Origin of the sequence: Amycolatopsis rifamycinica (assembly GCF_000695625.1) — a bacterium.
GTDB lineage: Bacteria > Actinomycetota > Actinomycetes > Mycobacteriales > Pseudonocardiaceae > Amycolatopsis > Amycolatopsis rifamycinica.
The window spans coordinates 1-20,405 of sequence record NZ_JMQI01000021.1; the positions used below are offsets into that span (position 1 = coordinate 1).

Sequence of the window (20,405 nt, forward strand, 5' to 3'; positions counted from 1 at the left end):
CGTGTCACCCTTCCGGTCATGTTTCCCGTGTCCGATAGCGCGACGCTCGCAGGCTTGTCCCTGCCGAGCGCCCTGTCGGCACGGCTGTTCGCGGTCCTGTCCGGCGGCGCTCGAAGCTGACCCTTCCCCGATTTCCCCGCCCAGGGCGCGAAACCGCCGGGGGAGGGTCGACGCGCTCCGCCCGGTTTCGCGCATTCTTCTTCCAGCGCAGGGAAAACGCATGACCAAGCAGCAGTACGTGCGGACCAAGCCGCACCTGAACATCGGCACGATGGGGCACGTCGACCACGGCAAGACCACCCTCACCGCGGCCATCACCAAGGTGCTCGCCGAGCAGGGCGGGACCAACCGCTACGTCGCCTTCGACCGCATCGACCGCGCGCCGGAGGAGATCGAGCGCGGCATCACCATCAACATCGCGCACGTCGAGTACGAGACGCCGACCCGGCACTACGCGCACGTCGACATGCCGGGCCACGCCGACTACGTCAAGAACATGATCACCGGCGCGGCCCAGCTCGACGGCGCCGTGCTCGTGGTTTCGGCGCAGGACGGCGCGATGCCGCAGACCCGCGAGCACGTCGTCCTGGCGCGCCGGATCGGGGTCGAGCACCTCGTCGTCGCGCTCAACAAGGCCGACCTCGCCGACGACGAGGAGCTGCTCGACCTGGTCGAGCTCGAGGTGCGCGAACTGCTCACCCGCTACGGGTTCGACGGCGACGCCGTGCCCGTGGTCCGGGTGTCCGGGCTGCGCGCGCTCGAGGGCGACCCGCGGTGGACGCGGCGGATCCTCGACCTGCTCGCCGCCGTCGACGAGCACGTGCCGATCCCGCCGCGGCGGCTCGACCTGCCGTTCCTGATGCCGATCGAGAACGTCCTGACCATCACCGGCCGCGGCACCGTCGTGACCGGCGCGGTGGAGCAGGGCACCCTCGCGGTCGGTGACGCGGTCGAGGTGATCGGGCTCGGCCCGGCGGTGACCAGCGTGGCCACCGGGCTCGAGACGTTCGGCAAGCCGATGGACCGCGCCGAGGCGGGTGACAACGCCGCGGTGCTGCTGCGCGGGGTGAAGCGCGGCGAGGTCCGGCGTGGCCAGGTCGTCTGCCTGCCCGGCAGCGTCCGCCCGCACCGGCGGTTCCGCGCGGACGTCCACGTGCTGTCGGCCGCCGAAGGGGGCAGGCGGACGCCGTTCGCGGCGAACTACCGGCCGCAGTTCCACTTCCGCACCAGTGACGTCGTCGGGGTGGTCGCCCTCGCCGAGGGCGTCACGGTCGTCCGCCCGGGCGACGCGGCGGAGCTGACGGTGGAGCTGGGGCAGGCGGTCGCGATGAGCCCGGGCCTCGGGTTCGCCATGCGTGAAGGCCGGCTGACCGTCGCCGCGGGCACGGTGCGCGAGGTACTGGACTGAAGATCGGGCTCGTCCCCGCCCGGGGGCGGGGACGAGCCCGACTCGCTGGGAGAGCTGCGGGTCCGGCCCGGCCATTGGCCGGGCGACGGTCGCACGATCGACACCGCCGCGAGCAACCGCGCGATCGACGCGGCCGCGACCCGCGGGGATCCGGCCGGTCAGCCCCGGCTCAGCGGCCGCGGAGTTTCGGGCGGGCCAGCCCGACCACGGACAGGGCGATCAAGGCCACCGCCGCCACCGCGGCGATCACCGTCAGGACGGGCGCCCGGCCGTCCGTGCCGGTCAGGGTGACGATGCTCGAGACGAGCAGGATCGCCCCCACGCCCAGGTAGAGCCAGCAAAGCGAAGCCGTCGTCGGGATGACGTGCCAGCGTCGTTCGGCCATCGAAACCTCCTCGATCGGGTGCGTTCTGCGAATTGCCCCGATCGGGAGTCGATCAAACCGGCGGGAATCCGACCTGACCCCGCGTGGCGATCAAGCCGTCGCGAACCTGCCGGAACTGGTGGTCGGCCGGCGGTTCACTGGGCCCATGAACGCACCTCCGCCGCGGTGGCCGGCCGTCTTCGCCGTCACCGTCGGGATCTTCGCCGTCGTCACCACCGAAATCCTGCCGATCGGGCTGCTGAACCCGATCGCGGCCGGGTTCGGTGTCCCGGCCGGGACCGCCGGCTGGACCATGACCGTGCCCGGTTTCGTCGCCGCGCCGCTGGTCACCGTCGCGGCCGGCCGGATCGACCGGCGGCTGGTGCTGGGCGGCCTGCTGGTCCTGCTCGCGGCCGCCGGGTTCCTCGCCGCCGCCGCGCCCGCGTTCTGGGTGCTGCTGGCCGCGAGGTTCCTCGTCGGTGTCGTCATCGGCGGCTTCTGGTCGATCGGCGCCGGGCTGGCGCCCCGGCTGGTCGGGACGGCGGCCGCCGCGCGGGCGACGTCGGTGATCTTCGCGGCCGTGCCGCTGGGCTCGGTACTGGGCGTGCCGCTCGGCACCCTCGTCGGGCAGCTCGCGGGCTGGCGGACGGCGTTCCTCCTGCTGGGCGTGCTGAGTCTCGGAACGGCCGCCGCCATCGTGGTTCTCGCGCCGCCGCTGCCGCCGACGGAGGCCACCCGCCTTACCGTCCTGAGTGGACTCATGCGGCGCCGCGGCGTCCGAAGTGGACTGCTGGTGACGTTCCTGGTCGTCCTGGCCCACTTCGGCACGTACACCTACGTGACGCCCCTGCTGCGCGACGTCGTCCGGCCGGAGGCGCTCAGCGGTTACCTGCTGGCGTACGGCGCCGCCGGCATCGCGGGGACCTTCTTGGCGGGGCGGCACCGGGCCGGCTTCGCGATCGCGGCGGTGGTGATCGCGGCGGCGGTCTTCGCCCTGCCGCACACCGGACCGATCGGCGCGCTCGTCACCCTCGTGGCGTGGGGCGCGGCCTACGGCGCGGTTCCCGTCTGTTCCCAGGCCTGGTTCGCCCGCGAAGCGCCCGACGCACCGGAAGCGGCGACGGTCCTGTTCACCTCCTCCTTCCAGGCCACGCTTTCCGCCGGGGCGCTGGCCGGGGGGTTCGTGGTGGACGCCGTGTCGGTCCCGGCCGTCATGACCTGCGGGGGAGTGGCCGCCCTGCTGGCCGCCGCGGCGATCCGGGGCGCGCGCGGGATCCCGGCGGCCACCGGGCGCCGCTGATACCCGGCCGGCGTTCCGCTGGTCGGAACACCAGCCTGTCCCGACCGCCCGGCGTGGTGCGACGGTCGGACCATGGCTCCCGTGATGGCGGCGATCGTCGGCCCCGGCAACATCGGCACCGATTTGCTGGCGAAGCTGCGACGCAGTGAAGTGATCGAAGTCGGTTACGTGGTCGGAGTGGTCGAGTCGGACGGCCTCGAGCGTGCCCGCGCGCAGGGCATCGCGGCGTCGGCCGAGGGCGTCGACTGGCTGCTGCGCCAGGATCCCCTGCCGCAGCTCGTGTTCGAGGCGACGTCGGCGAGGGCGCACGCCGCGAACGCCCCGCGGTACGAGGCGGCCGGTATCCAGGCGATCGACCTGACCCCGGCGCACCTCGGCCCGATGGTGTGCCCGCCGGTGAACCTCGGCGCGCACCTCGACGCGCCGAACGTCTCGATGATCACCTGCGGCGGCCAGGCCACCATCCCCATGGTGCACGCCGTGTCCCGGGTCGCCACCGTCCCGTACGCCGAGATCGTCGCGTCGGTCGCTTCGCGCGGCGCGGGGCCGGGGACGCGGGCGAACATCGACGAGTTCACCCGCACGACGTCGCAGGCGGTGGCCGAGATCGGCGGGGCCGGACGCGGCAAGGCGATCATCATCCTCAACCCGGTCGAGCCGCCGATGATCATGCGGGACACGGTGTTCTGCGCGATCCCCGCCGACGCCGACCGCGACGCGATCACCGCGTCGATCCGCGCGATGGCCGAGGAGGTCCGCGAGTACGTGCCGGGATACACGTTGCGGGCGGACCCGCAGTTCGACGACGCGCGCGAGGACTGGGCCGGGAACGCCCGCGTCGGGATCTTCCTCGAGGTCCGCGGCAACGGCGACTACCTGCCGGAGTACGCCGGGAACCTGGACATCATGACCGCCGCGGCCGCCCGGGTGGGCGAGCTGGTGGCGCGCGCGAAGCAGGAGGTGCCGGCATGACCCGGCCGGAACTGCGCCACGACGTCCGGATCGTCGACACGACGCTGCGCGACGGCAGCCACGCGATGGCCCACCAGTTCACCGAGCAGCAGGTACGCGACACGGTGCGCGCGCTCGACCGTGCCGGCGTCGAGGTGATCGAGGTGACCCACGGCGACGGCCTCGGCGGCTCGTCGTTCACCTACGGCTTCTCCGCCGTCGACGAGCTGGAACTGATCTCCGCGGCGCGCGAAGAGGCGAAGCAGGCGAAGATCGCGGTGCTCCTGGTACCGGGGATCGGCACGGCCGAAGACCTGCGGCGCGCTTTCGACGCGGGCGCGGAGATGGTCCGGGTGGCGACGCACTGCACCGAAGCGGACGTCTCCCCGCAGCACTTCGGCCTGGCGCGCGAACTCGGCATGGAGACGGCGGGGTTCCTGATGATGGCGCACCGGACGCCGCCGGAAGACCTGGCGAAGCAGGCGCGGATCATGGTGGACGCGGGCTGCCAGGCGGCGTACGTGACGGACTCGGCGGGCGCGTTGCTGATGCACGAAGCCCGCGCCCGCTTCGAAGCGCTGGTCGCCGAAGTCGGCGACACGGCGTGGGTCGGCTACCACGGGCACCAGAACCTGTCGCTCGGCGTCGCGAACTCGGTCCTGGCCTATGAAGCGGGGGTCCGGTACATCGACGGATCGCTGTGCGCGCTCGGCGCGGGCGCGGGCAACTCGCCGACGGAGGTCCTGGCGGCGGTGTTCGACCGCTTGGGGATCGGCACCGGTCTCGACGTCGGCGGCCTGCTGGACGCGGCGGAGGAGGTCGTCCGCCCGTACCTGCACCGCTGGCCGAAGATGGACCGCAACGCGGTCGTCCAGGGCTGGGCCGGGGTGTACTCGAGCTTCCTGCTGCACGCCGAGCGCGCGGCGGAGCGCTACGGCGTCCCGGCGCAGGCGATCCTGCGCCGCTGTGGCGAGCTCGCGCTGGTGGGCGGGCAGGAGGACATGATCATCGACGTGGCGGTGCGGCTGGCGGCGGAGGGATAGGCAACCGGATCCCGGCTTCGGGCGTGGGAAGGGCATGGAAACCGACCCCACCCTGGACGACGCGCCGGACATCCCGTGGCCCGTATGCCGCCGTGCGCTGCGGACGGGACCGCTCCGGCGCGCGTCTTGGCCGCGGCGCGTGCCGGCGGTGGCCGTGGATCTCGTGCTGCACCTGTTCGTGGCGACCGAGGTCGCGATGGTGGTGGACCTGACGGTGGGGGTCGCCTTCGTGGTCACGTTGGTGGCGACCTACCTCGCCGTGTCCTTCGGCCACCGCGTGTTCCTGCAGCGGTGGTGGGGCGCGACGATCGGCCGGCTGCTCGCCGGCCTGCGCTGCGCCGACCCGAGAACGGGCCGCCGTCCGACACTGGGCCGCCTCGCCGTCGGCTGGCTGTACGGCGTGGCCGTGGGCATCGCTGTCGTGCTCCCGTAGAGCGTGGCCCATGGGTGAGTGAACCAGGCGACCACCCCATCGGCCACGCTCTCAACCGGCGAACCGGTCCAGGGCGGCGAGCTTCCAGGCGCGTTTGACATCGCTCGCGCCGTGCCCGGACCGGTCGTCGACGAGCAGTTCGGCGTCCGGCCAGGCTTCGGCCAGCTCCCACGCCGTCGTCACCGGGCAGCTGAGGTCCAGCCGGCCGTGGATCAGCACGCCGGGGATGCCCGCGAGGCGTCCGGCGTCACGGATCACCGCGCCCTCCTCGAGCCAGCCGGCGTGCGCGTAGTAGTGCGTGGTGAGCCGGACGAACGCCAGCAGCGCGTCGTCCGGAGGTCCACTGTGGACCTCCGTCGACGCGCCCGGTTCCAGCGACAGGACCGTTTCTTCCCAGGCGTTCCACGCGAGGGCCGCGTGGTCCCGCCGGGCCGGGTCCGCCATCAGCCGGGCGTAGGCGGACACGACGTCGTCGTCCCCGGCGACGTCGCGGAAACGCCGCCACGCCTCGGGGAAGAAGCGTCCGGCGCCGCGGTACAGCCAGTCGATTTCCGACCGGCGGGTGGTGCTGATCGCGCTGACCACGATCTCCGTCACCCGGTGCGGGAAGCGCTCGGCGTAGACCAGCGCGAGGGTCGTGCCCCACGAGCCACCCGTCACCAGCCAGCGTTCGACGCCGAGGTGCTCCCGCAGCCGTTCGAGGTCGGCGACGAGGTGGTCCGTGGTGTTGTGCCGCAGCGACGTCGCCGGATCGGCGGCGTGCGGACGGCTCCGGCCGCAGCCGCGCTGGTCCAGCAGCACGACGCGGTACCGGGCCGGGTCGAACATCCGCCGCATGCCGGGCGGGCAGCCCTGGCCGGGACCGCCGTGCAGCATGACCGCCGGCTTGCCGTCCGGGTTCCCGCAGGTCTCCCAGTACACGTGGTGGCCGTCGCCGACGTCGAGCAGCCCGTGGGCGTACGGCTCGATCGGCGGGTGCGGTTCGATCACCCGCCCCATCCTGTCAGGCGGGCTCGCCGAACCACCCGCGCAGCGCCGCTTCGAGACCGGCCGTCGAACCGTCCTCGCGCGCCCAGGCGATGTACCCGTCCGGCCGGACCAGCACGCCGGTCAGCGCCGGCTCGCTGTCGCACTTCGCGGACAGCACGTTCACCCGCCCGGCCCAGCCACTCGCCGTCTCGCGCAGGTCACCGCGGTCGGCGAGGTCGAGCAGCAGGGCCCTGCCGTCGTGGAGGCGCTCGCCGAGCCGGGTGCCGTCGGCGAAGGCGAAGTCGGGCGCGGCCCGGCCGGTGAGGTCGTGCTCGCCGTCGATCGGGTAGCGGTGCAGCACGCCGGAGAGCTTCTTGGCCAGGTAAGTCGCACCGTCGCCGGTGTGCAGGAGATCGGTGACGACCTGCCGCAAGGCCTTGGTCCGCACGTCGCTGCGCATCAGGGCGACCTGCGCGCGGGTCCACTCGAGCACCCACTCGCCGATCGGGTGCCGCTCGGTCGTGTACGTGTCGAGCAGGCCGTCGGGCGCCCAGCCGTGGACGGTGGCGGCGAGCTTCCAGCCGAGGTTGACGGCGTCGCCGATGCCGAGGTTGAGGCCCTGCCCGCCGAAGGGGGAGTGGACGTGCGCCGCGTCGCCGGCCAGCAGCACGCGGCCCTGGCGGTAGGTGCTCGCCTGGCGCGCGTTGTCGGTGAAGCGGGTCGCGCTGTGGACCTTGATCACGCGGATGTCGGCGCCGGAGACCCGCCGGATGCTGTCTTCGAGCTCCTGCGCGGTGATCGGCGCGTCGCGGTCCGCCGGCGGTCCGTCGAATTCGACGGTGAGCATCCGCCCGGGCGTCGGCCCGTGGACGTAGAGCCCGCCGGGGCCGTGCTGCCACCCGGCGGGCAGCACGTCGGTCCCGGTCAGCTCGGCCATCATCTGCCGACCGGTGATGGCCGGATCGGTTCCGGGAAAGGCGAATCCCGCCAGCTTGCGGACCGAGCTGCGTCCCCCGTCGCAGCCGACGAGCCACCCGGCGCGCACTTCGCCGTCGCCGAGCCGCACGGTGACGCCGTCGTCGTCGGCGTCGAACCCGGTCAGCTCGACACCGCGCCGGACCTCGACCCCCAGTTCGGCGGCGCGCTCGGCGAGGATCGCCTCGACGGCCTGCTGCTGGATGACGACCACCCGGGCGGCGGGCCCGACGTCCCGGAACGCCGGATCGGTGAAGTCGACCCCGCCCGAGGTGACCATGATCCCGGCGAAGTGCCCCACCGGGACGGCTTTCGGCCCGTTCCCGCCGCGTGACTCGAGGAACTTCTGGATCTGGGCGAAGTTCTGCTGGACGACCGCGTCCATCGCGGGCAGCAGCCCCCGCCGGTAGAAAGCCTCGGCCGTGGTCAGGTTGACCGACCCGGCCTTGATCGTCTGGTCCGGCTCGGGCAGCCGTTCGACGACGAGCACGTCCACGCCCGCCAGCCGCAGTTCACAGGCCAGCATCAAGCCGACCGGTCCGCCCCCGGAGATCACCACATCCCTGTTCATGGCTCCGATGATGCCGCTAAACTTTTACCGAGTCAAACTTTGAGCTCGGTCTATACTCCGGGGCATGGCGGACCAGGGACTGCGCGAGCGGAAGAAGCAGGCCACCCGCCTGCTGATCTCGAACGTGGCCACCGGCTTGTTCATCGAGCGAGGCTTCGAGGAGGTGACGGTGGCGGAGATCGCGGAGGCGGCGGGCGTCTCGAAGATGACGGTGTTCAACTACTTCCCGCGCAAAGAGGACCTGTTCCTGGACCGCCACGCGGACCGCCTGGCGGAGCTGACGGAGGTGATCCGCGCCCGCCCGGCGGGCGTCTCACCGTGCGCGGCGCTGCGCCGTCACCAGCACGAACTGCTTTCCTCGGGCCACCCGCTGTCGGGCGCCATCCCGGGCGGCCCGGGTTTCTGGTGGGTCCTGACGTCGAGCCCGGCGCTGATGGCCCGGTGGTACGAGCAGGAGCGCGAGATCGCGGACGCGTTCGCCTCGGTGCTGACGGAGGAGACGGGCGAGGTGTTCCGGTCGCGCATGGTGGCCGGCCTGCTGACCACGGCGATCACCACGGTGTTCGCCCACGCCATGGGCCGGATCGTGGCGGGGGACGACGCGGAGGTGGTCCGGCGCGAGCAGGTGGCGGTGATCGACCAGGCGTTCGACCTGGTGGAGCGCGGGGTCGGCGGCTTCCCCGGTAGCGCGGACTGACCGGCCGGACCGCCTCACGGACGAAGAGGCCGGTGTTTCGCCGCGTCGCGTCTCACGTCTGCGGTCGCCCGCCGGCCTCCCGGGCGTCGACGATGTACTCCGCCAGCCGCTCGAAGTCACCCCTCCGCCCGAAGTGGTGCCGCTTGGTGCCGCGCACGATCAGCGGAACGGCCTCGTCGTTGCTCTCCTGTTCGTACAGCTTGAGCACGAGGATCTTCGGTTCACCCTGCCGCTTCACGTCGAGGTGCAGGACGGAATCGATCTCGCGGTTCGCCCACTCCGACTTCTTCAGGTTCGAGCTGGCGCACAGGAGCAGGAAGCGGCAGGTCATCAGCCCCTTCTCGATGGTTCTCCGCGTCGTGTCGCCCGGGAGCAGCTCGACGTCGTCGTACCAGGACCTGATCCCGTAGTCCCGCCACAGCCGGTCCTTGATTTCGCGGATCACCGGCTTGTCCGGACTCGCGTGGCACAGATAGACGTCGTACTCGAAGTCGGGTGGCTTCGCGCCGACCACGCCCTTCAGCGCTCTCAGCAGCTCGTTGCGCTGGTCGAGCGAAAGCTGGTCCACGCCGTGGGCGGCGAGCCACAGCACCATGATCGGTTCGGCGACGCGCCGGTAGCTCGTCGCCGCCCGGGTGAAGAAGTCGGGCAGGTTCACCCACAGGAGCGGGCACTGCGCCCCGGACAGCGTGACGGGCACCGGATCCCTCGTCTCGACGCTCCCCGACACCAGGACGAAGAGGCCGCGTTCCGCGGACGGCCGGCCGATCTTGCCGGTGACCTGGTCGACGGTGAGGTGCAGGCCGGTGTCCACCGTGACGAGTTCCGTGTAGTTGAGAAGCTGGCGCAGGGTGGCCTGCCAGGCCTCCCTTTCACTGAGGCGTGCGGAGCTGCGGGCGTCGACGAGGCTCAGCGGCCCCCGGCGGTTGGCTCCCAGCAGGTAGGGAGCGACCTGCGCGGTGTGCTGCACGACGCGGTCGAGGATGAACCGGTCGTACTGGCGCTTGGCGTCCTTGCCGGCTTCCGTGCCGGTGTTGGCCAGTTTCTCGTTGACCTCCTCGCTGATGAACGACAGGAGCGCCACGTCGGTCATGGCGACGAGGTCCGCGGTCCGGGTGCGCTTCAACGCCGCCGCGAGTTCACCGACGACTTCGCCGGCGCGGTGGGTGTGCTTGGGCTCGGCGGTGCCGCCGAACCCCGAACCCTCCAGGTTGTACACCCCGACCTCGCCGCGCAGGATGACGAACATCGACTCGCCGGGCTCGCCGACGCGGCAGATCACTTCGCCGGGAGTGCGCTCGACCAGGTGACCCAGCTTCAGCATTTCGGTCAGTTCTTCGGCCCGCAGGCTTTCGAGGAAGCTGCGGTTCTCGAGCGTGTCCGCCTTCAGGATTCGCGACGCGTCCTCGAGGTGGCTCGTGACGGCCTCGTCCTTCGCGTTGATCTGCGAGATCCGTTTCGCGTAGTAGAGCGCGCCCCAGCCGTCCTGCTTTTTCAGGCAGTTCTTCAACGAGGTCAGATCGTCGGTCTCGGCCTTCGCCCATCGTGACCTCGCGGTGCCGGAGGACATCAGCCAGAGCAGCTGGCGGATCGAGGCGCGGTCCACCCGCAGGCGTTCGTCGTGGAATTCGACGTCCGCGGCCAGCGCGGACGAGGCGATCCCCCGCCGGAAGGTGTCGGAGACGACGACTCCGTCGCCGGTGGCCTGCCTGATCAGCCAGCCGGCGAAGTTGATCCCGGCGCCCACCACCTGGGTGCGCATGTCGGCGCCGAAAAGCGTCGCGACGGAACCGAGGTGGCCGGTCACGCGCAGGATGACCTGTTCTTCGCGCGCCCAAGCGGTCAGTTCGTCGATGAGCCGGACGGCGTCGGCCTGCCAGTCGTCGCCGAGGAAGACCACGTGCCCGCCGTCGCCACCCGAAGACCAGACCACTTTTCCCGGTTCACGACGATGTATCGCGTCACCGACGATCCGATTGATCGCCGCGACCCGTCGCACCTGTTTCAGCTCGCTGGCCGAGGAATGGCCGAGGATGTCGCAGGACACCACCGCGACTTCCCGGAATTCGGTCGAATTTTCCCGATCCACCGGCTGCCTCCTCCGCCCCGTGGCCGCGCGAACCACGGGGCGCCCTCGTCCGTTCGGGCCACATTACTGGGTGCGAGGAGGTGTGTCTCCGAGCGCGGATGGCGGGCGTGGCGACGGACTGCCATTAGACGCGCTAATGTTGCCTAAGAAACCTTAGCTGGAGTAACGAGCGCGCCGCTCATACGGTGACCGGGTGCTGCCTCTCCTGCTGGCCGGGTTCGGGACCGGCCTGTCCTTGATCGTCGCCATCGGGTCCCAGAACGCGTTCTTGCTGCAACAAGGCCTGCGTGGGGGTGCGGTGGCGCCGCTGGTCGTCATCTGTGCCGTGTCCGACCTCGTGTTGATCGGGCTGGGCGTCAGCGGGATCGGGGCGGTGCTGGAGCGGTGGCCGACCGCCATCGGCGTCATTGCCGTCGGCGGCGGGTTGTTCCTGCTGGGGTACGGAGCGCTCGCCGCGCGGCGAGCGCTCAGGCCGTCCGTCATGACCGTGGGTGAGGAACGGACGCCGCTGCGGAAGGCCGTGCTGGCCTGTGTGGCCTTCACCTGGCTCAACCCGCACGTCTACCTCGACACCGTGCTGCTGCTCGGCTCGGTCGCCGTCGCGCACGGGGATGGGCGGTGGTTGTTCGGGGCGGGGGCCGGGATCGCCAGCGCCGTCTGGTTCAGTGCCCTCGGGTTCGGGGCCAAACGGCTCGCCGGCGTGTTCGCGAAGCCGATGGCCTGGCGGGTGCTGGACGTCGTGATCGCCGTGACCATGACCGCGCTGGGGGTCGGCATGCTGCTCAGCCGCGTCCGTGGTGGCTGAGTGTTCAGTCGCCGCCTCTGGCCATGATCCGTCGCGCGATGGCGAGGACGAGGCGGGTCGGCAGCAGCCGACCGAAGACGAAAGCGGTCAGCGCGTTGGCTTTGCCGTCGATGACCGCCGGTCCGGTGCCCGCGAGGGCACGCACCACGGTGGCGGCGACAGCTTCGGGGCTGCGCGTACCGCGGGCGTTCATCGGTGTCTTGGTGGGGCCGGGGCTGACCGCGACCACCCGGACCCCGGTGCCCCGGGTCTCGGCCCACAGCGCCTGGGTGAACGAGACGACGAACGCCTTCGTCGCCGAGTACACCGCCAGGTAGGGGGAGGGGATGTACCCGCCGGTGCTGGCGATGTTGACGACGGCCCCGTGGCCGCGGGCGACCATCGCGGGCACCAGAAGCGTGGTGAGCTCGGTCAAGGCGGTGACGTTGACGTCGATCAAGGACCGGAACCGGGCCGGATCGCCGTCGAGCGCCGGCCCGCGTGAGCTGACCCCGGCGTTGTTGACCAGCAGCTCCACCTCGATGCCCTCGTCGGCCAGCGTCTTGGCCAGCCGCGTCGGCGCGTCGGCGGCGGCGAGATCGAGGGGGACGGTGCGCACGGTCACGCCGTGCCGCCGGCTCAGCCGCTCGGCGGTCTCGTCGAGCTTGCCGGCGCTGCGGGCGACGAGGACGAGGTGCGCGCCGGAGGCGGCCAGCCGCTCGGCGATGGCCGCTCCGATGCCGGTGGAGGCGCCGGTGACGACGGCGAACTTGTCGCGCAGGTGCGTTGCTGTGGTCATGAACTCGACGCTAAACCTTGACGTCCGTGTCAAGGTCAAGGTGAACTGAGGCATGCGCATCGGCGAGTTGAGCAAGGCGACCGGCGTCAGCACCCGGGCACTGCGCTACTACGAACAGCAGGGCCTGCTGCGCAGCGAGCGCCGGCCCAACGGGTACCGCGAGTACGCCCCCGATTCGATCGAGGTCGTCGCGTTCGTCCAGGACATGTTCCGGGCCGGTCTGTCTTCGGACGTGGTCCGGGACATCCTGCCGTGCGCCGGAGACGAGCGCCCGCGCGGCGACTGCGCCGCCCTCCTGGCGCGCGTCCAGCAGGTCCGCGACGAACTCCTGCGGCAGGAACAGCACATCGCCGAGCGCCGCCGGCGACTGGACTCCTATCTCGTCGACGGTTACGAGGCACTCCCGGGCCGGTGGGGCCTGCACCAAGCCGCGGGGTCATGACGGCCGCCCGCCGAATCGCCAGTGGTGAACCTCGATGGCGGCGTAGCGGTCCGGGGTGAGGGCGGCGCGTGCCGTGTCCGAATCCGGCGCACGCACCAGCGCCGCCGTACCCAGCCAGCGGACGCCGTTGTCGGACAGGAGCGGCCCGTAGGCGATGAGGCCCTCCCGGCCGGGTGGCACGGCGAGGTCGGCGGCCGGCCCCGAGCCGAGACCGAGCACGAGGTACCGGTGGCCACCGGTGCGGCCGCCGGGGAAGTCCCCATGGTGCGCCCCAGCGTGTTGCGCCACCGGCGCAGCAGCACATCGCGGTACACGCCGGCCTGGTAGTTGGGCTCGTCGAAGACGAACGCGCGGGCGGCGGCGAAATCGGGCAGGTCGACGATGTGCACGCTGCCGGTGGGCGTGTCGCCGTCGTCGGCGAGGGTCGGGCCGCGGGCGATCATCCGCGTCGCGTACCGGTCCATGTAAGACCAGTGCCCTTCCCGCAACTGCTCGCGTAGCGCCACGGAGCCGGGCCGATCGCGGTGGTAGCAGAAGAACTCCATGCCCTCAGTGTCCCCTCAAGCGGTGTCCTCTCAAGCGGTCTCCCAGGTGGTGCCGTCCGTGCGGGCGCCCCGCAGGCCCGGGAGCGGGAAGCCCTCCAGTGCCGACGTCGCGAAAGTCCGATGTGGACTCCACGACGTCGATCGCAGCAGGCGCCGGGACATGCCCGTCCAGCCCGCCGGGGTGGCGCTGACCACCCACGCGTCCGGCTCCGGGGCCGCGAAGCGAAGGGCTTGGCGCAGCCACGACGCCGCCGTCTCGGGCCAGGTCACCGTGGCCAGCACCGTGCCGCCCCACGCCGTGGCGAGTCGCTCGCCGTCCGCGCGGGAAGAGGTGTCCGTGCCGATCACGATGTGCCGGGCCCCGCCGATCAGGCCCAGGAGGGCCTCGAGTTCGAGGGACGTCATGCCGCGTCGTGGAAGACGAGGCCGAGCGTGTGACGACGGCCCGTCCGGACCACCGAAACACCGTGGCGCACCGGGGCCGCCGACCAGCCGCGGGCCGAGCGGACCGGCCTGTCGCGGGTGGTGAACACCAGGCCGCGGCCCTGCGGGACGAGCGTTGCCGTGCCGCGGGACTGGGCGCGCGGCCGCTGCTCGACCAGCAGGAACTCGCCGCCGGTGTGGTCGGTGCCCGGGTCGTTGAGGTTGATCACCACCTGCAGCGGGAACACCTTGTCGCCGTAGAGATCGCGGTGCAGCGCGTTCCAGCCGCCCGTCTCGTAGCGCAGCAGGATCGGTGTCGGCCGCCGCTTACCCGCGGCGTGGCACACCGCCAACCACTCGTCCAAAGTGGACGGCCACTCGGCCGGACGGCCGAGGCGCGCGGCCCAGTCCCGCGCGATCGGCAGCAGCCGCGGGTAGAGCGCCTGCCGCAGCCGCTGCACCGGTTCCGGGAACGGTGCGGCGAAGTAGTGGTAGTCGCCGTTGTCCCCGAAGCGGTGACGGCGCAGGTTCACCGTCGCCCGGAAGTGCGACGGCTCGTCCCACAGCGCGACCAGCCGCGCGCACTCGGCCGGGGTGAGCAGCTCCGGCAGGAGCGCGCAGCCGAGGTCGTCGAGCTCGGCGGCCACCGCGGCCCAGTCCGCCGCGGCGACGCGCTCTTCGAACGTCGTCACGCCGCCTCCATCGTCAGCAGGACCCGCTTGGCTTCCTCGCCGCCGGCGTACTGGCCGTACGACCCGTCGGACCGGACCACCCGGTGGCACGGCACCACCACCGGCACCGGGTTGAGCGCGCACGCGGTGCCGACCGCGCGGACCGCCCTCGGGCTGCCGGCCGCCGCCGCCACCTGCGCGTAGCTTTCCGTGCGGCCGTAGGCGATCTCGGGCAGGTGGTCCAGCACCGCCCGGCGGAACCCCCGCGCCAGCCGGAGGTCCAGCGGGACGTCGAAGGCGTGCCGCTCGCCGGTGAAGTACTCGTCGAGCTGCCGCGCCACCGGATCGAGCCGGGCCGGCGCCCGGAGGATCCGCGGGCTGATCAGCGACGCCAGCTCGGCCAGCACGGCTTCGTGGTCCTGACGGTCGAACGCCACCTTCACCAGCCCCTGCTCGGTCGCCGCCAGCAGCAGCGACCCGACCGGGGAGTCGACCGTGTGGTAGGCGACGTCCAGCAGCCCCCGGTCGGCAGCGTCGGCGACGAGCCGCTCGTGCATCACGCGCGAGTCGAGCAGGATCTCGTCGGTGAAGAACCGGAACATGTCCGTCATGAGTGCGCTCCTTCCAGGGGGTAGCCGGACCGCAGTGCCTTGACGCCGTCGGCGGCCGCCCGCCGCGCGGCGTCGGCGGTGCCGCCGGTGATCTCCGCGATCTCGCGGTACGGCAGCCCGGCCAGGTAGTGGTAGGCGACGGCGAGGCGCTGCTTGTCCGGCAGCCTCGCCAGCGCGTCCCACAGGTCGCCGTTCCACGCGTCCGCGCGGCCGGGCCGGTCCGGGACCTCCCCGACCGGGACCGGGTGGCGGGCCCGCGCGCGGGTGACGTCGACGGCCTTGCGGTGGGCGATCGTGACGAGCCACGCCTGCACATTCGTGTCGGCGGGCAGATCCGGGTACGCCTTCAACGCGGCCAGGAAGGTTTCCGACCAGGCGTCTTCGGCGTCGGCCGGCCCGAGCACGGCCCGGCAGACCCGGAGGACCATCGGCCCGTGCTCGGTCACGACTTGCTCGAACGGTGTCACGATCACACCAGGTAGACGTCCGGGAGCGCCGGAACGTGAGATCACGGTTTCGCGGTACCGGTCACGACGGTCGCTCCCACCTCGTCGCAGGAGTGCACCCGCGGCGACAACCCCGCCTCCGCGAGGATTTCCGCCAGCACGGGCGCCTGCCGTTCGCTCGATTCGATCAGCAGGGTCCCGCCGGGCGCGAGCCAGCCCGGCGCACCCGCGGCGACCCGGCGGGCGAGGTCGAGGCCGTCCGCGCCGCCGTCGAGCGCCACCAGCGGCTCGTGCAGGCGAGCCTCCGGCGGCATCGTCGCGACGGCGTCCGAAGGCACGTACGGCACGTTCGCCAGCAGCACGTCGACCCGGCCGCGCAGGGCCGACGGCAATGCGTCGTAGAGATCGCCCCGGTGGACGTGGGCGTCCGGCAGGTTCAGCCGGGCGCACTCGACCGCGGCGGGTTCGACGTCGGCGGCGTGCAGCTCACGCGGCGGGCGCGCCGCGGCGAACGCGGCCCCCAGCGCGCCGGAGCCGCAGCACAGGTCGAGCACCACCGGGTCCGGGGGAGCGAGCGAGACGGCCACGTCGACCAGGAACCCCGTGCGGTGCCGCGGCACGAACACCCCAGGCCGCACGGTGACGCGCAGGCCGTGGAACTCCGCCCAGCCCAGCAGGTGCTCCAGGGGCAGCCCGGCGACGCGGCGTTCGACGAGCGCGTCGAGTTCCGCGGGGGTCGTGGCGGCGGCGACGAGGAGATCGGCCTCGTCCTCGGCGAACACGCAGCCCGCGGCGCGCAGCCGGGAGACGACGGTAGGAGTGTCCAACGGGGAAGGAGCTTACAAGACCTGCACCGCGTCACCGACGTTCAGCCCGGTGAAGAACGCCGCCGCATCGCCGTCGGTCAAGTGGACGCAGCCGTGCGACGGCGCGTCGAGCGGCCCGGCGTGGAAGGCGATGCCGCCGGCGGCGAAGAACACCGAGTTGGGCATGTCGGTGCCGTACTGGCTGCTGCGGTGCTCGCGGTCCTTCCACACGACGTGGAACGACCCGGCGGGCGTCGCCTGGTCGGGCGGTCCGAAGCCGGCCGGGACCGGGCCGCGGACCACCCGGCCGTCCCGCAGCAGCCAGGCCTGCCGCTGCGCCAGGCTCACGCAGGCACCGGTCGCGATGGCGCACGGCGGCGCGGGCGGGGGCGTGGTCTTCGTCGTCGTCACCGGAGTGGTGGTCAGCGGCACCGGCTCGGCGATCGGGCTCGGTGTCGTCGTGCGCGGGGCCGCGCAGGCCCCCGTGACCAGCACCGCCCCCAGCAGGGTCACCACCCCGGTCCTGCGCATCCGTCATCCCCTCGCCGAAAGCTCCGCCGGGGAGTAGTACGGGTGAACGGCCCCGGAGGTTGAGCGCGAGTGGGTTACCCCGGCCGGGCGACGCCGAATCGCTACTCCGGGGCACCGTCCCGCCCAGCGCCACGACGAGCCGAACGGCTCGCTCACCAGCGCGGTCAGGTCGGCTTCGGCGAGCGCGGTGTCCGGCACGGCCGGGGTGGTGACCACGGACCTGATGCCGAGCTTCCAGCACGGCGACCGGCACGCTGATGCCGGCACCAGCGTGCCGAGTGGCAGCAGGCGATGCCGAGGCAGGCAGCAAGGTGCGACGGAGGGAACAGCACTCACCGTCACGGGCCGGTCGGGTTTGCCCGGCCTCACCCGTCTCGGGGATGATCCGCGGCGTGAGCAGCCAGAACGCGACCGGACGGCCCGCCCCGCCGGTGCTCGACGACATCTCGCGGCAGATCATCGCGCAGCTTCGGGAGGACGGGCGGCGGGCGTACGCGACCATCGGCAAGGCGGTCGGCCTGTCCGAGGCGGCGGTCCGGCAGCGGGTGCAGCGGCTGGCCGACTCCGGCGTCATCCAGATCGTCGCCGTCTCCGATCCCCTGCGGGTCGGGCTGTTGCGGCAGGCGATGATCGCGATCACCGTCGACGGCCCGCTCGAGCCGGTCGGCGACGCACTGGCCGAAATGGACGAGATCGCGTACGTGATCCTCTGCGCCGGACGCTACGACCTGCTCTGCGAGGCCGTCTGCGCCGACGACGAGGCACTGCTCCAGCTGATCTCGACGCGGATCCGCGCGCTGCCCGGCGTCCGGCACGCAGAGGCGATGGTCTACCTCAAGCTGCGGAAACAGACGTACCAGTGGGGTACCCGCTGACCGTGGCGTCCACTTTGGACAAGCCTGCGGTGGCGCGGTGGGGTCGGCCTCCGGCCCCGCTGTCCACGATACCGGGCGGCACCGACGATTCCGGTGCTCCGGCCGGGACCACTGACCCGATCGGGCGGGGAACCCGCGTTCCCGGACCCGGGGGCGCGTTCCTGAGTACCGTGGATCGCGGGGGGACCGGGGGAGCGGCCGGTGACCGGCCCGCCCGCGTCCGCGCCGATCGGCCGCGCACCCGGGAGGAGAACCCATGACCGCCACGACCGACACCCCGCGTCTGCCGTTCCCGCGGCCGAACGTCCTGGAAATCGCCCCGCTGTTCGACGTGCTGCGCCGGCAGGGGCCGGTGGTGGCGGTGACGACCCCGGCCGGGGACCCGGCCTGGCTGGTCACCGGGTTCGAGGAGGTCCGCGCCGTCTTCACCGATCCGCGGTTCGGGCGCTCGCACCCCGCGCCGGAGGAGGCGTCGGCCCTCTCGGACGCCGCCATCCTCAGCCGTCCGCAGGGGGACCACGAGTCCGAGCACGCCGACCACGCGCGGATGCGGCGCCTGCTCGTGCCCGCCTTCTCCGCCAACCGGATCCGGCGGCTCGCCGGGCACGTCCAGGAACTCGCCGACGGCTGCTTCGACGCCATGGAACGGGCTCGCGCCGGCGACGGCCCGGTCGACCTGCACGAACACCTTTCGTTCCCGCTTCCGGTGCTGGTCATCTGCGAACTGCTCGGCGTCCCGTACGAGGACCGCGAGACGTTCCGCGTGCTGTCGGACCGGATGGGGCGGATGGACATCGGCGGCGGCGCGGACGCCGCGCTCGACGAGTTCACCGCCTACATGAGCCGGCTCGCCGCGGCGAAGCGGCGGGATCCCGGCCAGGACGTCGTCTCCGACATGGTGCGGGCGCAGGCCGGGGACCCGTCGTTCGGCGACGACGATCTCGCCCGGCTCGCCGCCGGCCTGCTGTTCGCCGGGCACGAGACGACCTCCAACCGGATCGACCTCGGCGCGCTCTACCTGCTCACCGACCTCGCCCGCCGGGACGCGCTGGCCGCCGATCCCGAGGGGCGGGTGCACGGCGTCGTCGAGGAGATCCTGCGGCTGTCCGCCCCGAGCGGGCTCGGCATCCTGCGGTACGCCCACGACGACGTCGAGCTCGGCGGTGTGACCATCGCGCGCGGGGACGCGGTCGTGCTGTCGATCGCCGCGGCCAACCGGGACGAAAGCGTGTTCCCCGCCGCCGGGACGTTCGATCCGGAGCGGAAACCGAACGCGCACGTCGCCTTCGCCTACGGCGGCTGGTTCTGCATCGGTGCCAGCCTGGCGCGCACCGAGCTGCGCGTCGTGTTCGGGTCGCTGTTCCGGCGGTTCCCCGGGCTGCGCTTGGCCGTCGGCGTGGATGAACTCCGGATCCGGACCAACCGTGTCACCGGGGGAGTGGACCGCGTGCCGGTCCTCTGGTAGACCAACGGCGGTCGTGAGCGGAGGAAAAGACGTGACGTTGTGGGACAAGCTCGGGATGGACGACAAGCTCGTCAAGGTGCTGACGGAGATCCCGCCGGGTCCCGACGCCTCGGAGTTCGGCCGGGCCTACGTCACCATCCACCAGCTGGCGGTCGAGCTGGACCAGCGGTTTCCCGAGGTGCGCAAGCAGCTGGACGTGCCGCTGGGCGGCGGCGCGACCCGGCACGCCGGTCTCGTCGAACTGCTCGGCAAGGAACTGGTGGACAAGATCAAGCGCTACGGCGACGTCTACCCGATCGAAGCCGCGCAGCTTTCGTCGGTGCGGTTCCGCGAGGTGCGGCTGCGCGGCCCGGGCGGCCGTGACCTGGTCGGGGCGTCGAAGACCGACCTGCCGTTGATCCGCCTACGGCCCAAGGACTGACGCGGTGCTCGCACCGCCGCCGGTCCGGGTCCTCCTGGCCGAGCGCGACCCGGCGGTGCGAGCCCGCCTGAGCGCGATCCTCGGGGAAGCGGACGGCATCGAGCTCGTCGGCGCGGTCCCCGACGCGACGGCGGCGCGGGTGACGCTGCGCCGCCGGCTGCCGGACGTGGTGCTGCTGGACCTGCGCCTGGACCCGCCGGACGCGTCGGCCCGGCGCCCGGCGGTGGTGGCGCTGGCGACGTTCGACTCGGACACGGGCATCCTGCGCGCCCTCCGCGACGGCGCGGCGGGGTTCGTGCTGCGGTCGGCCCGGCCGCGGGACCTGATCAAGGTGGTCCGCCTGGCCGCGGACGGCCACGTGGTGCTGTCGCCGGACGCCTCCCGCCGGCTGGTGTCGGCGGCGACCCGGTTGTCCGGCCCCCGCGACGAGCGGCTGGCGGCGGTGGACCGGTTGACGGCCCGCGAGACGGAGGTGCTGGCGGCGGTGGGCGCGGCGCTGACGAACGCGGAGATCGCCGAGCGGCTGGACCTGCCGGAGCCGGTGGTGCGGGAGTGCGTGGCCCGGGTGGTGCGGAAGCTGGGGTGTGCGCACCGGACGGGCGCGGGGTTGCTGGCCTACGAGCGCGGGCTGTGTCGCCCGGGGAGTGGCGCGGGCTGAGGGTGACGGGCGCCGCTTCGAGCCGGAGTGGTGGCGCGGACCGAGGGTGATGGGCCGCCGGTTCGAGCCCGGAGTGGTGGCGCGGGCTGAGGGTGATGGGCTGCCGGTTCGAGCCCGGAGTGGTGGCG

The 20,405-nt window shown here is 72.5% G+C and carries 24 protein-coding genes and 1 pseudogene; 12 read left to right on the top strand and 13 right to left on the bottom strand.

Annotation, left to right across the window (positions count from 1 at the left end):
• Window positions 1–220: 220 nt before the first annotated feature.
• On the top strand, window positions 221–1,408 hold the full coding sequence (tuf, locus tag DV20_RS09580) for an elongation factor Tu (RefSeq protein WP_043778535.1): 1,188 nt from the start codon (window positions 221–223) through the stop codon (window positions 1,406–1,408).
• A gap of 169 nt (window positions 1,409–1,577) precedes the next feature.
• Here tuf and DV20_RS09585 read toward each other — a convergent pair whose 3' ends face one another.
• Window positions 1,578–1,793, bottom strand: coding sequence for a hypothetical protein (locus tag DV20_RS09585; protein WP_043778538.1), 216 nt, complete (start codon window positions 1,791–1,793; stop codon window positions 1,578–1,580).
• A 145-nt stretch (window positions 1,794–1,938) separates the two neighbouring features.
• Here DV20_RS09585 and DV20_RS09590 point away from each other — a divergent pair, with 145 nt between their 5' ends.
• The 4 genes from DV20_RS09590 to DV20_RS09605 all read left to right on the top strand — a co-directional run bounded on the left by DV20_RS09590 (window position 1,939) and on the right by DV20_RS09605 (window position 5,499).
• Window positions 1,939–3,072: an MFS transporter gene (locus DV20_RS09590; protein WP_043778539.1), complete on the top strand. Its 1,134-nt coding sequence runs from the start codon at window positions 1,939–1,941 to the stop codon at window positions 3,070–3,072.
• Between the two features lie 72 nt (window positions 3,073–3,144).
• Window positions 3,145–4,044, top strand: coding sequence for an acetaldehyde dehydrogenase (acetylating) (locus DV20_RS09595; RefSeq protein WP_084093394.1), 900 nt, complete (start codon window positions 3,145–3,147; stop codon window positions 4,042–4,044).
• A complete protein-coding gene (dmpG, locus tag DV20_RS09600) occupies window positions 4,041–5,066 on the top strand; it encodes a 4-hydroxy-2-oxovalerate aldolase (protein WP_043778542.1) in 1,026 nt (341 codons plus the stop codon). The genes DV20_RS09595 and dmpG overlap by 4 nt, the downstream gene beginning before the upstream one ends.
• A gap of 34 nt (window positions 5,067–5,100) precedes the next feature.
• Window positions 5,101–5,499, top strand: coding sequence for an RDD family protein (locus tag DV20_RS09605; protein ID WP_043778543.1), 399 nt, complete (start codon window positions 5,101–5,103; stop codon window positions 5,497–5,499).
• A 51-nt stretch (window positions 5,500–5,550) separates the two neighbouring features.
• Here DV20_RS09605 and pip read toward each other — a convergent pair whose 3' ends face one another.
• Window positions 5,551–6,489, bottom strand: coding sequence for a prolyl aminopeptidase (pip, locus tag DV20_RS09610; RefSeq protein WP_084093409.1), 939 nt, complete (start codon window positions 6,487–6,489; stop codon window positions 5,551–5,553).
• Between the two features lie 13 nt (window positions 6,490–6,502).
• Entirely contained in the window at window positions 6,503–8,014 is a 1,512-nt protein-coding gene (locus tag DV20_RS09615; RefSeq protein WP_084093395.1) for an FAD-dependent monooxygenase, read from the bottom strand.
• 64 nt (window positions 8,015–8,078) lie between these two features.
• Here DV20_RS09615 and DV20_RS09620 point away from each other — a divergent pair, with 64 nt between their 5' ends.
• The gene (locus DV20_RS09620; RefSeq protein WP_043778547.1) at window positions 8,079–8,711 is read left to right on the top strand and encodes a TetR/AcrR family transcriptional regulator; all 633 of its coding nucleotides are present in this window, start codon (window positions 8,079–8,081) and stop codon (window positions 8,709–8,711) included.
• 52 nt (window positions 8,712–8,763) lie between these two features.
• Here DV20_RS09620 and DV20_RS09625 read toward each other — a convergent pair whose 3' ends face one another.
• Complete coding sequence (locus DV20_RS09625) at window positions 8,764–10,800, bottom strand: TIR domain-containing protein (protein ID WP_152603664.1); 2,037 nt, start codon at window positions 10,798–10,800, stop codon at window positions 8,764–8,766.
• Between the two features lie 193 nt (window positions 10,801–10,993).
• Here DV20_RS09625 and DV20_RS09630 point away from each other — a divergent pair, with 193 nt between their 5' ends.
• Window positions 10,994–11,605 (top strand): LysE/ArgO family amino acid transporter, encoded by a 612-nt coding sequence (locus DV20_RS09630; protein WP_043778549.1) that lies wholly within the window; start codon window positions 10,994–10,996, stop codon window positions 11,603–11,605.
• Window positions 11,606–11,609: 4 nt separating this feature from the next.
• Here the strand turns inward: DV20_RS09630 and DV20_RS09635 are convergent, their stop codons facing one another.
• Complete coding sequence (locus DV20_RS09635) at window positions 11,610–12,383, bottom strand: SDR family NAD(P)-dependent oxidoreductase (protein ID WP_043778550.1); 774 nt, start codon at window positions 12,381–12,383, stop codon at window positions 11,610–11,612.
• 52 nt (window positions 12,384–12,435) lie between these two features.
• Here DV20_RS09635 and DV20_RS09640 point away from each other — a divergent pair, with 52 nt between their 5' ends.
• Entirely contained in the window at window positions 12,436–12,825 is a 390-nt protein-coding gene (locus tag DV20_RS09640) for a MerR family transcriptional regulator (protein WP_043778551.1), read from the top strand.
• Here the strand turns inward: DV20_RS09640 and DV20_RS46440 are convergent.
• The 8 genes and pseudogenes from DV20_RS46440 to DV20_RS09675 all read right to left on the bottom strand — a co-directional run bounded on the left by DV20_RS46440 (window position 12,820) and on the right by DV20_RS09675 (window position 16,858).
• On the bottom strand, window positions 12,820–13,113 hold the full coding sequence (locus DV20_RS46440) for a hypothetical protein (RefSeq protein ID WP_235190783.1): 294 nt from the start codon (window positions 13,111–13,113) through the stop codon (window positions 12,820–12,822). The genes DV20_RS09640 and DV20_RS46440 overlap by 6 nt on opposite strands.
• 53 nt (window positions 13,114–13,166) lie before the next feature.
• Window positions 13,167–13,370, bottom strand: a pseudogene (locus tag DV20_RS46445) (YciI family protein); the annotation flags it as partial.
• 30 nt (window positions 13,371–13,400) lie between these two features.
• A complete protein-coding gene (locus DV20_RS09650) occupies window positions 13,401–13,775 on the bottom strand; it encodes a hypothetical protein (protein WP_043778552.1) in 375 nt (124 codons plus the stop codon).
• Window positions 13,772–14,485, bottom strand: coding sequence for a 2OG-Fe(II) oxygenase (locus DV20_RS09655; protein WP_043778553.1), 714 nt, complete (start codon window positions 14,483–14,485; stop codon window positions 13,772–13,774). The genes DV20_RS09650 and DV20_RS09655 overlap by 4 nt, the downstream gene beginning before the upstream one ends.
• The gene (locus DV20_RS09660) at window positions 14,482–15,075 is read right to left on the bottom strand and encodes a methylated-DNA--[protein]-cysteine S-methyltransferase (RefSeq protein ID WP_051735871.1); all 594 of its coding nucleotides are present in this window, start codon (window positions 15,073–15,075) and stop codon (window positions 14,482–14,484) included. Before DV20_RS09660 ends, DV20_RS09655 begins: the two co-directional genes overlap by 4 nt.
• Window positions 15,072–15,548 carry an RNA polymerase sigma factor gene (locus DV20_RS09665; protein WP_043778555.1) on the bottom strand — a complete coding sequence of 159 codons (477 nt, stop codon included), beginning with the start codon at window positions 15,546–15,548 and terminating at the stop codon, window positions 15,072–15,074. The genes DV20_RS09660 and DV20_RS09665 overlap by 4 nt, the downstream gene beginning before the upstream one ends.
• A 35-nt stretch (window positions 15,549–15,583) precedes the next feature.
• A complete protein-coding gene (locus tag DV20_RS09670) occupies window positions 15,584–16,348 on the bottom strand; it encodes a putative protein N(5)-glutamine methyltransferase (RefSeq protein WP_043778556.1) in 765 nt (254 codons plus the stop codon).
• Window positions 16,349–16,360: 12 nt separating this feature from the next.
• Window positions 16,361–16,858, bottom strand: coding sequence for a L,D-transpeptidase (locus DV20_RS09675; RefSeq protein WP_043778557.1), 498 nt, complete (start codon window positions 16,856–16,858; stop codon window positions 16,361–16,363).
• A 380-nt stretch (window positions 16,859–17,238) separates the two neighbouring features.
• Between DV20_RS09675 and DV20_RS09680 the strand changes: the two genes are divergently transcribed.
• The 4 genes from DV20_RS09680 (at window position 17,239) to DV20_RS09695 (ending at window position 20,277) form a co-directional block, all read left to right on the top strand.
• The gene (locus DV20_RS09680) at window positions 17,239–17,733 is read left to right on the top strand and encodes an Lrp/AsnC family transcriptional regulator (protein WP_051735872.1); all 495 of its coding nucleotides are present in this window, start codon (window positions 17,239–17,241) and stop codon (window positions 17,731–17,733) included.
• Window positions 17,734–17,989: 256 nt separating this feature from the next.
• On the top strand, window positions 17,990–19,198 hold the full coding sequence (locus DV20_RS09685) for a cytochrome P450 (protein WP_043778558.1): 1,209 nt from the start codon (window positions 17,990–17,992) through the stop codon (window positions 19,196–19,198).
• A 31-nt stretch (window positions 19,199–19,229) separates the two neighbouring features.
• Entirely contained in the window at window positions 19,230–19,619 is a 390-nt protein-coding gene (locus tag DV20_RS09690) for a hypothetical protein (protein WP_043778560.1), read from the top strand.
• Window positions 19,620–19,623: 4 nt separating this feature from the next.
• Window positions 19,624–20,277: a LuxR C-terminal-related transcriptional regulator gene (locus DV20_RS09695; RefSeq protein ID WP_043778562.1), complete on the top strand. Its 654-nt coding sequence runs from the start codon at window positions 19,624–19,626 to the stop codon at window positions 20,275–20,277.
• Window positions 20,278–20,405 lie beyond the last annotated feature (128 nt).

Coding starts and splice junctions, on each gene's coding strand:
- DV20_RS09680 (WP_051735872.1), top strand. CDS start 17,239: ATGATCCGCGGCGTGAGCAGCCAGAACGCGACCGGACGGCCCGCCCCG.
- DV20_RS09650 (WP_043778552.1), bottom strand. CDS start 13,775: ATGACGTCCCTCGAACTCGAGGCCCTCCTGGGCCTGATCGGCGGGGCC.
- tuf (WP_043778535.1), top strand. CDS start 221: ATGACCAAGCAGCAGTACGTGCGGACCAAGCCGCACCTGAACATCGGC.
- DV20_RS09595 (WP_084093394.1), top strand. CDS start 3,145: ATGGCTCCCGTGATGGCGGCGATCGTCGGCCCCGGCAACATCGGCACC.
- DV20_RS09590 (WP_043778539.1), top strand. CDS start 1,939: ATGAACGCACCTCCGCCGCGGTGGCCGGCCGTCTTCGCCGTCACCGTC.
- DV20_RS09685 (WP_043778558.1), top strand. CDS start 17,990: ATGACCGCCACGACCGACACCCCGCGTCTGCCGTTCCCGCGGCCGAAC.
- DV20_RS09675 (WP_043778557.1), bottom strand. CDS start 16,858: ATGCGCAGGACCGGGGTGGTGACCCTGCTGGGGGCGGTGCTGGTCACG.
- DV20_RS09620 (WP_043778547.1), top strand. CDS start 8,079: ATGGCGGACCAGGGACTGCGCGAGCGGAAGAAGCAGGCCACCCGCCTG.
- DV20_RS09640 (WP_043778551.1), top strand. CDS start 12,436: ATGCGCATCGGCGAGTTGAGCAAGGCGACCGGCGTCAGCACCCGGGCA.
- dmpG (WP_043778542.1), top strand. CDS start 4,041: ATGACCCGGCCGGAACTGCGCCACGACGTCCGGATCGTCGACACGACG.
- DV20_RS09660 (WP_051735871.1), bottom strand. CDS start 15,075: ATGACGGACATGTTCCGGTTCTTCACCGACGAGATCCTGCTCGACTCG.
- DV20_RS09635 (WP_043778550.1), bottom strand. CDS start 12,383: ATGACCACAGCAACGCACCTGCGCGACAAGTTCGCCGTCGTCACCGGC.
- DV20_RS09615 (WP_084093395.1), bottom strand. CDS start 8,014: ATGAACAGGGATGTGGTGATCTCCGGGGGCGGACCGGTCGGCTTGATG.
- DV20_RS09585 (WP_043778538.1), bottom strand. CDS start 1,793: ATGGCCGAACGACGCTGGCACGTCATCCCGACGACGGCTTCGCTTTGC.
- DV20_RS09605 (WP_043778543.1), top strand. CDS start 5,101: ATGGAAACCGACCCCACCCTGGACGACGCGCCGGACATCCCGTGGCCC.